Source organism: Nocardia sp. NPDC003269 (genome assembly GCF_042888005.1).
In the GTDB taxonomy this organism is placed as follows: Bacteria; Actinomycetota; Actinomycetes; order Mycobacteriales; family Mycobacteriaceae; genus Nocardia.
Genome location: NZ_JBIAPA010000002.1, coordinates 1,501,162 through 1,514,183, shown reverse-complemented (window position 1 = coordinate 1,514,183; position 13,022 = coordinate 1,501,162). Strand labels below are relative to the sequence as shown.

The 13,022-nt window shown below is 69.3% G+C and carries 13 protein-coding genes; 6 read left to right on the top strand and 7 right to left on the bottom strand.

Going from position 1 to position 13,022, the window contains the following annotated elements:
- Positions 1-12: 12 nt before the first annotated feature.
- The 5 genes from ACFYWJ_RS17405 to ACFYWJ_RS17385 all read right to left on the bottom strand — a co-directional run bounded on the left by ACFYWJ_RS17405 (position 13) and on the right by ACFYWJ_RS17385 (position 5,586).
- Entirely contained in the window at positions 13-1,017 is a 1,005-nt protein-coding gene (locus ACFYWJ_RS17405) for a VWA domain-containing protein (protein ID WP_218716512.1), read from the bottom strand.
- Positions 1,014-1,964, bottom strand: a complete 951-nt coding sequence (locus tag ACFYWJ_RS17400) for a DUF58 domain-containing protein (protein WP_355276014.1) — start codon at positions 1,962-1,964, stop codon at positions 1,014-1,016. Before ACFYWJ_RS17400 ends, ACFYWJ_RS17405 begins: the two co-directional genes overlap by 4 nt.
- Positions 1,965-1,993: 29 nt before the next feature.
- Positions 1,994-3,160, bottom strand: coding sequence for a MoxR family ATPase (locus ACFYWJ_RS17395; protein WP_355275961.1), 1,167 nt, complete (start codon positions 3,158-3,160; stop codon positions 1,994-1,996).
- A gap of 176 nt (positions 3,161-3,336) precedes the next feature.
- A complete protein-coding gene (locus ACFYWJ_RS17390) occupies positions 3,337-4,701 on the bottom strand; it encodes an NlpC/P60 family protein (RefSeq protein WP_355275963.1) in 1,365 nt (454 codons plus the stop codon).
- 324 nt (positions 4,702-5,025) lie between these two features.
- The gene (locus tag ACFYWJ_RS17385; protein WP_355275965.1) at positions 5,026-5,586 is read right to left on the bottom strand and encodes a DUF6676 family protein; all 561 of its coding nucleotides are present in this window, start codon (positions 5,584-5,586) and stop codon (positions 5,026-5,028) included.
- Between the two features lie 281 nt (positions 5,587-5,867).
- Between ACFYWJ_RS17385 and acnA the strand changes: the two genes are divergently transcribed.
- Together acnA and ACFYWJ_RS17375 are read left to right on the top strand one after the other, a co-directional pair.
- Positions 5,868-8,681 carry an aconitate hydratase AcnA gene (acnA, locus tag ACFYWJ_RS17380; RefSeq protein WP_387162506.1) on the top strand — a complete coding sequence of 938 codons (2,814 nt, stop codon included), beginning with the start codon at positions 5,868-5,870 and terminating at the stop codon, positions 8,679-8,681.
- Between the two features lie 134 nt (positions 8,682-8,815).
- The gene (locus ACFYWJ_RS17375; RefSeq protein ID WP_019047713.1) at positions 8,816-9,382 is read left to right on the top strand and encodes a TetR/AcrR family transcriptional regulator; all 567 of its coding nucleotides are present in this window, start codon (positions 8,816-8,818) and stop codon (positions 9,380-9,382) included.
- Positions 9,383-9,482: 100 nt separating this feature from the next.
- Here the strand turns inward: ACFYWJ_RS17375 and ACFYWJ_RS17370 are convergent, their stop codons facing one another.
- Positions 9,483-9,977, bottom strand: coding sequence for a MarR family transcriptional regulator (locus ACFYWJ_RS17370; protein ID WP_355275969.1), 495 nt, complete (start codon positions 9,975-9,977; stop codon positions 9,483-9,485).
- A 65-nt stretch (positions 9,978-10,042) separates the two neighbouring features.
- Here ACFYWJ_RS17370 and ACFYWJ_RS17365 point away from each other — a divergent pair, with 65 nt between their 5' ends.
- From ACFYWJ_RS17365 to ACFYWJ_RS17350, 4 genes are all read left to right on the top strand, one after another.
- On the top strand, positions 10,043-10,537 hold the full coding sequence (locus tag ACFYWJ_RS17365) for a cupin domain-containing protein (protein ID WP_387162510.1): 495 nt from the start codon (positions 10,043-10,045) through the stop codon (positions 10,535-10,537).
- An 89-nt stretch (positions 10,538-10,626) separates the two neighbouring features.
- Entirely contained in the window at positions 10,627-11,043 is a 417-nt protein-coding gene (locus tag ACFYWJ_RS17360) for an acyl-CoA thioesterase (protein WP_355275971.1), read from the top strand.
- Positions 11,044-11,327: 284 nt separating this feature from the next.
- The gene (locus ACFYWJ_RS17355) at positions 11,328-11,747 is read left to right on the top strand and encodes a hypothetical protein (RefSeq protein ID WP_355275973.1); all 420 of its coding nucleotides are present in this window, start codon (positions 11,328-11,330) and stop codon (positions 11,745-11,747) included.
- Positions 11,748-11,760: 13 nt separating this feature from the next.
- Positions 11,761-12,720, top strand: coding sequence for an MvdC/MvdD family ATP grasp protein (locus ACFYWJ_RS17350; RefSeq protein WP_355275975.1), 960 nt, complete (start codon positions 11,761-11,763; stop codon positions 12,718-12,720).
- A 7-nt stretch (positions 12,721-12,727) separates the two neighbouring features.
- Here the strand turns inward: ACFYWJ_RS17350 and ACFYWJ_RS17345 are convergent, their stop codons facing one another.
- Positions 12,728-13,000, bottom strand: a complete 273-nt coding sequence (locus tag ACFYWJ_RS17345; protein ID WP_355275977.1) for a helix-turn-helix domain-containing protein — start codon at positions 12,998-13,000, stop codon at positions 12,728-12,730.
- Positions 13,001-13,022 lie beyond the last annotated feature (22 nt).

Sequence of the window (13,022 nt, the reverse complement as noted above, 5' to 3'; positions counted from 1 at the left end):
GGGCGAGGCGTGCTAGGGCAGGCGTTGACGATAGAGCAAACTGACCACGACGCCGGCGGCGACGAACAACATACCGAGCAGCAGCCACGGCCTGCTCGCGTCGCCACGGGTGGTCTCGTAGCCGATCTGTTCCTCGAGGGTGTCGTAGACGGCGCGCAGTTCGGCCAGAGAGGACGCGGTGTAGAACTCCCCGCCGGACAGCTTGGCGATCTCCTGGAGCGAGGCGTTGTCCACGGGCACCTTCACCCGCTGCGAGCCCTTGCCGTCGGAATCCGGGATCTCGACGGTGCCCCATTCGGTGCCGAAGGAGATCGTGGAGACCGGGATGTTCTTGTTCTTGGCCAGCCGGGCCGCGGTGAAGCCGTGCCGCGGGTTGTCGACGTCCTTGTCGTCGGGCACGGTCTGCTTGCCGTCCGACATCAGCACGATGCGGGCGGGCGGCGGGGTCTCGGCGCCGCCGAGGACGGCGGCCAGGGTGTCGATCGACTGCAGTGCGGTCAGGATGCCCTCGCCCGTCGCGGTGCGCTCGGCCAGCTTGATGTTGTCGATCGAATGCTTGACGGCCTCGCGGTTGGTCGTGGGCGACACCATCACCGACGCGGTACCGGCGAAAGTGACGAAACCGAGGTTGATGCCCGGCGTCAGGCCGTCGACGAATTCCTTACCGGCCTTCTGCGCGACCTGCAGCCGGTTCGGCTCCACGTCGGTCGCCTCCATCGACAGCGACACGTCCATCACCAGCACGACGGTCGCGCGGTTGCGCGGCACCTTCTGCACGGCGGTGGGTCCGGCGGCGGCGACGGTCAGCAGCACCAGGCCGGCGAGGATCAGCGCGATCGGCACGTGCCGCATCGGGCTGGGCCGCGACGGGGCGACCCGCTCGAGCACGGACATGTTGCCGAACTGCAGCATCCGCTTGTGCCGGGCCCGCTGGACCAGCACATAGCCGAGCACCAGCAGGGCGACGACGACCAGGAAACCGAGCCAGACGACGGCCGTGAAATGCGAAATACTCACTGGCGAGGCACCCGCCCGCTCGGGGCGCCGAGGCTGTGGCGCCGGGTGGACACGAACCGGACCACATCGGCGATCCAGTCCCGATCGGTCTGCAGCGACAGCACCGGCGCGCCGCAGCTGCGCAGCGCCTGCTGCACCTGCGCGCGCTGGGCCTGCGCGGCGGCCGCGAAATCGGCACGCAGCGTGGGGGTGACGCTGAACTCGCGGGTGCGACCCGATTCCGGATCGTGCAGCACCACGTCGCCACCGTCGGGCAGCGCGACATCGAGGGGGTCGAGCACCTCCACCGCGAGCAGATCGTGGCGCGCGGAGATCGCGCGCAGCGAGCGCTGCCAGTCGACATCGCCGAGGAAGTCGCTGATCACCACGGCCAGACCGCGTTTGCGCTGCGGACGGCGCAGCGACTCGATGCCGGCCTTGAGATCACCGCGCACACCGTCGCGGGCGTGCGGGGTGGTCGCGATGCCGCGCAGCATGGTCTGGGCGTGCAGGCGACCGCTACGCGCGGGGATGCGCACCAGGTCCTGGCCCGTGGCGACGACGGCGCCGATGCGATTGCCGCCGCCGGAGGTGAGATGCGTGATCGCCGCGGCCGCCGCGATCGCGAGATCGCGCTTCTGCACCCGGCCGGTGCCGAAGTCCAGACTCGACGACAGGTCGACGACGAGCCAGGTCTCGAGCTCGCGGTCGGCGATCATCTGCCGCACGTGCGGATGGGTGGTGCGGGCGGTGACCGACCAATCCATCTGCCGCACATCGTCACCCGGCTGGTACAGGCGCGCCTCGCCCGGTTCCGAGCCGGGACCGGGGATGAGGCCCTGGTGGTCGCCGTGCAGCACACCGTCGAGGCGGCGCCGCACCGTCAGTTCGAGCGTCTTGAGCGCGGCGGACAGCTTCGGGTCGGTCAGTTCACCGGCTCGGAACGACGGCGGCGCGTGGGACGACATGGGCACGCGGACAACGGGTTCCGGCGCACTCACTGGGGCGCGACGTGGCCGGCGGGCTGGGACTGCTGCCCGTTCACCGGCTGCGGCACGGGCTGTTGCTGGGCGGGCGGCTGGGGCACCGCGGGCTGCTGCGGCGCGGCCTGGCCACCGACGGCCTGGGGCGCGACCTGCGGCAGGCCGACTGTCTGCAGCACGCGCTTGATCACGTCTTCGGGGGTGACCTCGTCGGCGAGCGCGTCGTAGGACAGCACCAGACGGTGCCGCAGCACGTCCGGGATCACCTCGACGACGTCCTGCGGAACGACATAGTCCCGGCCGCGGATCAGGGCGACGGCGCGCGCGGCGGCGATGATGCCGAGGCTGGCACGCGGCGAGGCGCCGTAGGAGATCCAGCTGGCGACATCGGGCATGCCGAACTCGGCGGGGGTGCGGGTCGCGGTGATCACCCGGACCACGTAGTCGACCAGCGCGTGGTGCACGAAGACGTTGGCGGCCAGCTTCTGCAGCCGGATGATGTCCTCGGGCGCGAGGACCTGCTTGGGCTCCGGCGGGGTCACGCCCATCCGGTAGATGATCTCGCGCTCTTCCTCGACCGAGGGGTAGTCGACGACGACCTTGAACAGGAATCGGTCGCGCTGGGCCTCGGGCAGCGGGTACACGCCCTCGCTCTCGATCGGGTTCTGGGTCGCCATGACCAGGAACGGATCGGGCATCGGGTAGGTCTTGCCGCCGATCGACAGCTTGCGCTCGGCCATCACCTCGAGCAGCGCGGACTGCACCTTGGCCGGGGCGCGGTTGATCTCGTCGGCGAGGACGAAGTTCGCGACGACCGGGCCGAGCTCGGTGTCGAACTCCTCGCGGCCCTGGCGGTAGATGCGGGTACCGATGAGGTCGGTGGGCACCAGGTCGGGCGTGAACTGCACGCGCGAGAACGAGCCGCCGACGACCTTGGCGAAGGTTTCCACGGCGAGCGTCTTCGCGACACCGGGCACACCCTCGAGCAACACGTGGCCGCGCGACAGCACGCCGACGAGCAGCCGCTCGACCAGGCGATCCTGGCCGACGATGACCCGCTTGACCTCGTAGATCGCCTTCTCGAGAGTCTGGACGTCACGCTCCAGGGTGCTCGGCGTTGCCGTACCGGCGTCCTTCGCCAGCTTCGGCCCGCTCACACCTTCCGTCGAAGTCACCAACATCCCCGCTTTCGCTTTGGTCCTGTGCGTGCCGCCCCAACTATTCCAGGTAATCGCCCGGTATGCCGCAACCGGCCGGGAGTAGACCGGAATTCGTCATGACGGTGACGGGGCTCACGCGCGTCGGCCGATCGCGAGCCCGGGCGGCCTCACCGGCCGCTACCAGCGACGATACCTGCTCATTCGGTGACGATGCGGACCGCGTAGGGCATGATGCCGTCCTCGCGGACCGGCGAAATCTTCACGACGTCACCGGATTCGGGGGCCTCGATCATCTTGCCGTTGCCCAGGTAGAGCGCGACGTGCGCGCTGCCGCCCGGTCCCCAGAACAGCATGTCACCGCGTTCGCGGTCCTCGACGTCGACGCGGGTGCCCGCGTTGTACTGATAACCGCTGTAGTGCGGCAGGGAGACGCCGATACCGGCGAAGGCGTAGAGCATCAGGCCCGAGCAGTCGAAGCCGACCTTGTTGTAGTCGCCGTGCGCGTCGGCGGTGCCGCCGTCGCGGATGCCGAGGGTGGGTCCGTCCTCGTCCCCGCCACCCCAGGCGTAGGTGACGCCGAGTTGCGACATCGCCCGGTCGATCACCGTCTCGATCGCAGCCGACCCGGTGACCTGCGGTTTCGTCGGTTTGGGTTGGGTCTTGCGCGGCGCGGCCGGGGTCGATTCGAGCTCGGTGTGCGGGCGCTGGCCCTCGCCGAGTTTGGCGGCGCGGTCGCGGGCCGCCTGGTCGGCGGCCGCGCGCTGGGCGGCGGCGTTGGCGGCGGCGAGCAGCGCGGTCACCTCGGCCTTGCGCTGGTCGTCCCAGGCCAGGAACACCTCGCGCTGGCTCTGCAGGCCCGCGACGGTCTGCCGGGCGACGTCGAGCGCGGACTGCGCGGCGGCGCGATCGCGCTGGAGGTTGTCGCGGGTGACGGCCTGGCTGTCGTATTCGGATTTGGCGACGGCCACCGCGTTCTGGGCGACGTTCTTCTGCTGTTCGGCGGCATCGGCGGCGCTGTCGGCGTCGGCCTTGGCCTGCCGGGCGGCGGCGTTCTGGTTGGCCTGCGCGATCTGGGTGCGGCGGAGCTCGTCGAGGACCTGACGCTGGTTCTTCGAGACCATGCTCAGCACCTGCGCGCGATCCATCGCGGCGTCCGGCGTGGCGGAGGCCAGATAGGTGACGACCGAGCTGTTCACCGGCCGCACATAGGCCTGGGTCGCGAGCTGATCGAAATCCTGGCGGGCCACACCGACTTTCGCGCCCGCGTCGGCCAGCAGCGCCTGGGAATCGGTGACCGCGGCCGCGGCCGCGTCGGCGGCGTCGCGCGCGGTCTGCAGGTCGACCAGCGCCTGGTTGACCGCCTCGCGCTTGGCGGCGAGCACATCGTCGAGGGCCCGCAACTGCTGGTCGGCCGCGGCGACGCGATTGATCAGCCCGCCGATCTCGCCGACCCGCGCGTCGACCTGGGCGCCCGCGCCCGCGATCTCACCGTCGGAGGGATTCGGTGGCGGCGGTGGCACCGCCGCGACCGGTCCCGCACTCGCGAGGACGGCCAGCGCCATCAGCAATCCTGCCGCTACCCGTAATAGACCTGGTTCGTCCTGCCTGCCCGCACCGCGCACGGCACCTCCGAGTGACTCGACTCGACCTACGCCACCGGCGCATCAGCCCACCCATCGACCACAGGAGTCGACCAATGCCCCCTGTACCACTGCTTTCACGATCGCGATCACCGCAACCGTACGACACATAGTTCACAAAGGAAACATCAGCCACAGGATGACAGGGGTGTAATTTGCCGATTGCCCGGAGTTAGCCTCATCGGCGACAGGATTGCACGCCAAAAACAGACCAGAGGTCTGGAAATGTGACGAAAGGGAAACCTGTTACTCGGGGGATCCCGCACCGCGGGGCGCCGAGGCGACCGAATCCCGCGGGTCGGCATCGGGACCGCGACGGACCTTCACGAGGTACAAGCCGGCGATCACCAGTGCGGTGAGCACCAGCAGCACGGCCGTGATCAGCCCCCAGGACACGCCCTCGGGCTCCTCGAGCCGTCCGACGAAGGCCTGCAGGGCCTCCTCGGGGTGGTTGCCCTTGTACTTGGCGGCGTCCTCGGCCCACTCCAGCCGCACCCGGCTGATGCCGTCGCTGTAGGTGCCGACCCAGTCGTCGCTGAAGACCGCGACGGTGCCCTGCGTGCTTTTACCCACCTCGGTGGCCAGGTCACGTAGGCTCGAGTCGTGGCCGGGGTTACCGGGAACGACGACGACGCTCAGCGGGATCCCCTCGGATCGCGCCTCGGCGACGATCGCCGCCAGTTTCTCCTGGTTCACACCCTTGGGAGCGGCGACGTGATTGTCGGCGAGATCGGACCGGACACTGCTCAGCACGGTATTCGGCGGCAGTTCCGCGGCCATCGGCGCAAAGGTGTGCAAGACGGTCATCTTCCATCCGGTCTGTCGAGCCTCGGCCGCCTACGTCGCGACGGGCATCCAACACTGCAGGGTGAGCGTCAACGCGTCATTCCCCGACTCGCTCGACTGGCACAGTAGCCGACGGTGCGCGCGGACATGCTCGCACGGCACGCCCAACCGCCCCCGCGTATTTCATAGGACAAGCGTACTGTTAGGCTCGTACGGCGAGGAAACCGGCATCTCACGGCGCCGGAACCCCCTCCGAAGACGCGAGTCGCCGGCACAGCCCCGCCGGCGGCACACCCTCACACATGAGTGGAGCTGACGTGACGAAGATTGATACCTTCGGCGCCAAGGGCACGCTCGAGGTCGGAAGCAACTCCTACGAGATCTTCCGTCTCTCGGCTGTTCCCGGCACCGAGAAGCTGCCCTACGCCCTGAAGGTGCTGGCGGAGAACCTGCTGCGCACCGAGGACGGCGCCAACATCACCGCCGATCACATCCGCGCGATCGCGAACTGGGACCCCTCGGCGCAGCCGAGCGTCGAGATCCAGTTCACCCCCGCGCGCGTGATCATGCAGGACTTCACCGGCGTGCCCTGCATCGTCGACCTCGCCACCATGCGTGAGGCCGTCACCACCCTCGGCGGCGACCCGAGCAAGGTCAACCCGCTCTCCCCCGCCGACATGGTCATCGACCACTCGGTGATCCTGGACGTCTTCGGTCGCGCCGACGCGCTGGAGCGCAACGTCGAGCTCGAGTACGAGCGCAACGGCGAGCGCTACCAGTTCCTGCGCTGGGGCCAGGGCGCCTTCGACGACTTCAAGGTCGTCCCCCCGGGCATGGGCATCGTCCACCAGGTCAACATCGAGTACCTGGCCCCCACCGTCATGGTCCGCAACGGCCAGGCCTACCCCGACACCTGTGTGGGCACCGACTCGCACACCACCATGGTCAACGGCCTGGGCGTGCTGGGCTGGGGCGTGGGTGGCATCGAGGCCGAGGCCGCGATGCTGGGCCAGCCGGTCTCCATGCTGATCCCGCGCGTCGTCGGCTTCAAGCTGACCGGTGAGATCAAGCCGGGCGTCACCGCCACCGACGTGGTGCTCACCGTCACCGACATGCTGCGCAAGCACGGCGTCGTCGGCAAGTTCGTCGAGTTCTACGGTGCGGGCGTGTCCGAGGTGCCGCTGGCCAACCGCGCCACCCTGGGCAACATGAGCCCCGAGTTCGGCTCCACCGCGGCGATCTTCCCGATCGACGAGGAGACCATCAACTACCTGCGCCTGACCGGCCGCACCGACGAGCAGCTCGCGCTCGTCGAGGCGTACGCCAAGGAACAGGGCATGTGGCACAACGCCGACAACGAGCCCGCGTACTCGGAGTACCTGGAGCTGGACCTGGGCACCGTCGTGCCGTCCATCGCCGGTCCGAAGCGCCCGCAGGACCGCATCCTGCTCAGCGACTCCAAGGCCGCCTTCCGCTCCGACATCGTCAACTACGTCGGCGAGGGCGAGCTCACCGCGCTGGACGAGGCCGGCGAGGAGTCCTTCCCGGCGTCGGATTCGGTCGCCGTGTCCGCGAACGCCGCCGACGACACCTACACCCCGGCCCACTCGGCCGCCAAGGGTGCCAACGGCCGTCCGTCCAAGCCGGTCGAGGTGCGCTCCGAGGAGCGCGGTGACTTCGTCCTCGATCACGGCGCCGTCGTGGTCGCGGGTATCACCTCCTGCACCAACACCTCCAACCCGTCGGTCATGCTGGGCGCCGCCCTGCTCGCCCGCAACGCGGTGGAGAAGGGCCTGTCGACCAAGCCGTGGGTGAAGACCAACATGGCGCCGGGCTCGCAGGTCGTCTCCGACTACTACGAGAAGGCCGGCCTGTGGCCCTACCTGGAGAAGCTGGGCTTCTTCGTCGGTGGCTACGGCTGCACCACCTGCATCGGTAACACCGGCCCGCTGCCCGAGGAGATCTCGGCCGCGATCAACGACAACGACCTCTCGGTCACCGCCGTGCTGTCGGGTAACCGCAACTTCGAGGGTCGCATCTCCCCCGACGTGAAGATGAACTACCTGGCCTCCCCGCCGCTGGTCATCGCGTACGCGCTCGCGGGCACCATGGACTTCGACTTCGAGACCGACGCCCTCGGCCAGGACACCGACGGCAACGACGTCTTCCTGAAGGACATCTGGCCCTCGGCCCAGGAGATCGACGACACCATCAAGGCGTCGATCAGCCAGGACATGTTCCGCAACTCCTACGCCACCGTCTTCGACGGCGACGCCCGCTGGCAGGGCCTGGCCACCCCGGAGGGCGACACCTTCGCGTGGGACGAGAAGTCGACCTACGTCCGCAAGGCGCCGTACTTCGACGGCATGTCGATGGAGCCGAGCCCGGTCACCGACATCAAGGGCGCCCGCGTCCTGGCACTGCTGGGCGACTCGGTCACCACCGACCACATCTCCCCGGCCGGCCCCATCAAGCCCGGCACCCCCGCCGCGCAGTACCTCGACGCCAACGGTGTGGCCCGCAAGGACTACAACTCGCTGGGCTCGCGTCGTGGTAACCACGAGGTGATGATCCGCGGCACCTTCGCCAACATCCGGCTGCGCAACCAGCTGCTCGACGACGTCTCGGGTGGCTACACCCGCGACTTCACCCTCGAGGGCGGCCCGCAGGCGTTCATCTACGACGCCTCGCAGAACTACCAGGCCGCCGGCATCCCGCTGGTCGTGCTCGGTGGCAAGGAGTACGGTTCGGGCTCCTCGCGTGACTGGGCCGCCAAGGGCACCAGCCTGCTGGGCGTGAAGGCCGTCATCACCGAGTCGTTCGAGCGCATCCACCGCTCCAACCTCATCGGCATGGGCGTTGTGCCGCTGCAGTTCCCGGCCGGCCAGTCGGCCGCGTCGCTGGGCCTGACCGGCACCGAGACCTTCGACATCGAGGGCATCACCGCTCTCAACGAGGGTGTCACCCCGAAGACCGTCAAGGTCACCGCCACCGCGGAAGACGGCAAGGTCACCACGTTCGACGCGGTCGTCCGCATCGACACCCCCGGTGAGGCCGACTACTACCGCAACGGCGGCATCCTGCAGTACGTCCTGCGCAACATGATCCGCGGCTAACACCTCGGTGTCCGGTGGTGCAGTATCGAATGATGCTGCACCACACGGGCATCCGGTCACGGATGCCCTGTTCGCGACAGCCCCCGTCTCGGAATTCCGGGGCGGGGGTCCGTGTATTCCCCGTTGGAGGACTCATGCCCAAGGTCAGCGACGACCACCTCGCCGCCCGCCGCAGCCAGATCCTCGACGGCGCACGGCGCTGCTTCGCCGAATACGGCTACGACGGCGCCACGGTGCGCCGTCTGGAAGAGGCCATCGGCCTCTCGCGCGGCGCCATCTTCCACCACTTCCGCGACAAGGACGCGCTGTTCTTCGCCCTCGCCAAGGACGACGCCGAGCGCATGGCCGAGGTCGCGGCCAACCAGGGCATCGTGCAGGTCATGCGCGACATGCTCGCCCGCCCCGAGGAATTCAACTGGCTGGGCACCCGGCTCGAGATCGCCCGCCGGGTCCGCACCGACCCCGAATTCCGCGCGGGCTGGACCCAGCGCTCGGCCGAGCTCACCGCGGCCACCCTGGCCCGCCTGGAACGCCGCAAGGCCGCGGGCGCGCTGCGTGACGACGTCCCCACCGACGTCCTGCTCGGCTACCTCGACCTCGTGCTGGACGGCTTGATCGCCCGGATCGCCTCCGGCCACACCGACGACAACCTCTCCGCCGTCCTCGACCTCGTCGAAGCCTCCGTCCGCCGCCGCGACTGAGGCACGAAACCGACACCGGCACAGCAGCTTTCGAACCTCGCCATCCCCGATTGCGGCGCGCGGGAAACAGGGCGGCGACGGTTGCGCCACCCGGGATCGGCTAGTCGCCGAGGCTTCTCAGCATGATGCGGGCGATGCGATCCAGCGATTCCCGATCGGCGGGGTCGAGCACGGACAGCATGCGTGTCTCGTTCTCGGTGTGCGCGGCGACCACGACGTCGACGAGCGCGCGCCCCTCCTCGGTGAGCGCGACCCGCACCGCCCTGCGGTCGGCCCGATCGGCGATCCGGCGGACCAGCCCGGCCGCTTCCAGCCGGTCGATCCGCCCGGTCATTCCGGCGCGCGAGAGCATCAGGGTATCGGCGAGCACCGAGGGGTTGAGCTCGCACGGCGCGCCCGAACGACGTAGCGCCGCAAGCACGTCGAACTCGCCACGCTGCAGGCCGTGCGCGGTGAAGACGGCCTCGATGCGCGCCGTCGCCACGACCATCAGCCTGCCGAGCCGTCCGAAGACGGCCATCGCGGCCAGGTCGAGGTCGGGGCGTTCGCGGCGCCACTGGGCGGCGATGGCGTCGACGGCATCCGGATCATCCATGGACACGATTCTATTCGCTGCGATATAGTTTGGCAGCGAACTATCAACCAGCGAATGGAATGGCCATGACGAACGCTCGCGACATCGCCCTCTGCCTGCCCGAGGACGCGGAGACCCTCGGCACCGACGCCGTGCGAATGCGCCTGCTCACCGACGCCGACGCCAGCGACGGCACCGTCAGCACGCTGGAGGTCACCATGGTCCAGGGCGCCGACGGCGCGGCACCGCACTTCCACACCCGCTCCGACGAGCTGTTCTACGTCGCCGACGGCGAACTCCAGGTCCTCGCGGGCGACCGTATCCTCACCGTCGGCGCCGGCGGCTCCCTGGTGGTCCCCCGGCACATGCCGCACGCCTTCGGCGCCACTCCCGACAGCGGCGCCCGCATCCTCATCGCGCTGATGCCCGGCGTGCAGCGATTCGAGTACTTCCGCCTGCTCGACCGCCTGATCCGCGGCGAGGCGACACACGACGAATTCCTCGCCGCCCAGGACGAATTCGACAACCACTTCGTCGACGCCCCCGCCTGGCGGGCCGAACGCGCCGCGCAGCGCCGCTGACCGAACGGCCATACCGAACCTGCCGGTCTGTGTCACAGATTGCAGGCGTGGCGGGAACAATCGCGGCGAAGCCGCCGGTTATACGCCGTATGACATTCTCCGTACCGGTCCTCGTCCGCGGCTACGAGCTCGATACCCAGGGTCATCTCAACCACGCCGTCTACCACCAGTACGGCGAGCACGCCCGCTGGGAACTGATGCGGGCGGCGGGCATCCCGCAGGACAAGTTCCTCGCCACCGGGATCGGCGCGGTCGTGCTCGAGTCGACGATCAAGTACCGGCGCGAGCTGCGCGGCGGCGACGAGGTGACCGTGACGGCCGCCTGCGAGTGGGACGGCGGCAAGGTCTTCCGCTTCCAGCACCAGATCATCAAACTCGACGGCACCGTGTCCGCCGAGATCACCGTGGTGGCGGGCGCGATGGATCTGACCGCGCGCAAGCTGGTCCCCAACCCGGCCGAGCACTTCCGCGGGCTGGCCGAGTGCCCGGAGCTCCTCGGCCTCTGACACCTCCCGACACGGCCCGGATCGCCGGCAATCTCGCGGCGATGCGGGCCGTCGCCGTCTCCACCATCGTTTGCTGATCGATTGCCGGTGCGACGGGGCGATCCCCGGCTGTGTTGTCCGAAATTCTCTCCCCGCTAGGCGATCACGCGCCGCTCGGCGGTTTGCCCGGGGCTCCGCAAATCTCGCGAACCGGCTCGGCGCGACGCGCTCGCGCGCTATGATCCGTAGCACCTTCGGGGGTTCTGGCAAATCGCGAGCAGACGAGAAGATCGGAGTGAGTGCCCATGACCGACGCCATCCACCTCCCCGCTACCGCGTCGTCCCGAGATCGGGGCCCCGCCTTGCGCGGATTGCTGGTGGCCGAGTCCGATCGCGACATCTCGGTCCGGGTCGACGGTGGGACGTGGACCTTCGACCGGCGTGATGTCGTACGGCTCACCGAGGACCGCGCCGCCGCCGGGGAACGGCAGGTGCGGGTCGACATCCGGCCCGGCGCGACCGCCGATTTCACCCGCCGGATGCGGGTGGAGCTGGTCGACCGCCCGATCACGCTGGCGCCCGATCCGTCCGAGGCACTCGGTGACGATCTGCTGGCCCAGGCCACCCGCACCTGGGCGACCAAGCTGCGGATCGCGGAGCGCGGCGGCGTCACCGGCGCCACGTTCACCTTCCGCGACGGCCTCAACTGCGACAGCCTCGACTGAACGGCCCACGGTCATGGAACGCGCGACCGACGCGGTGCTCATCGTCTCCGAAACAGACGACCTGCACGCCGATGCGCTGGCCGCCACGTTGCGAGAACACCACGGGCTCGACCCGATCCGGCTCGATCTGCGCGACTTCCCCAGGGAGACAGGCAGTTTCCGGCTCGACAAGGCGGGCACCAACCGCGCGCTCGCCCATGTCCACGGGCTCGACGACGTGCGCGCGGTCTGGTGGCGCAGGCCGCATCCGTGCCAGGTGCCGCACGGCGTGCGCGCCGCCGACGACGAGTTCCGCCAGGCCGAGTGCGACGGGTTCCTGCAGGGCATGCTGTGGTCGATCCCGGCGTACTGGGTCAACGATCCGGCCGCCGAGCGCACCGCCAGCCGCAAGATCGTCCAGCTCGAGACCGCGCAGCGCGCCGGGTTCACCATCCCGGAGACGCTGATCACCAACGACCCGGACGAGGCCCGCAGTTTCGTCGAATCCCGTTCCGGCCCAGTGGTGTACAAGCGCACCGGCACCGGGCGCGGCGAGTTCTCCGAGACCAGGATCATCACCAGGCCGGAGCTGAGCAGGCTCGGCACGATCCGGTCGACCCCGACCACGTTCCAGGACTATGTCGAGGCCAGCTGCGATCTGCGGGTGGTGTGGGTCGACGGCATCGAGTGGTCGGTGCGCATCGATTCGCAGGCCGGCGTCGGCCGGGTCGATTCCCGGCTCGACACCTCGGTCGGCTTCGCCCGCGACCGGCTGCCCGCCCCGGTCAGCAAGTCGCTGGCCACCCTGATGGGCGCCCTCGGGCTGAGCTTCGGCGTCGTGGACCTGCGGCTGGGCACCGACGGGGAGTACTACTTCCTCGAGGTCAATCCGCAGGGGCAGTTCGCCTATCTCGAGATCAAGACGGGCCTGCCGCTGTTCGCCAGCCTGGCGAACCTGCTGGTGCGCGGGGACGGTGCCGTCCCCGGCTGGTGAGCGCGCCTCAGTCGGCCGGATTCTTGCGCCGGTTGGCGCCGCCGCGGCCGCGCAACTCGACGTGCGATTCGACCAGCACATTGTGAATGAAGCCGTACGAGCGGCCGGTGGCCCTGGCCAGTGAGCGGATGCTCGCACCCGCCTCGTACTGCTTCTTCAGCTGGGTCTGCAGCCGGTCGCGGGACTTGCCCGTGACCCGGGTGCCCTTTCCCAGCGCGGCCTTGCCGATCGTCGTCTTGCCCTTGGCCGACCTAGCGGCCTGTCTCGCACTGTCGCTCATGGCTTCCTCCGAGTCGCCGAGC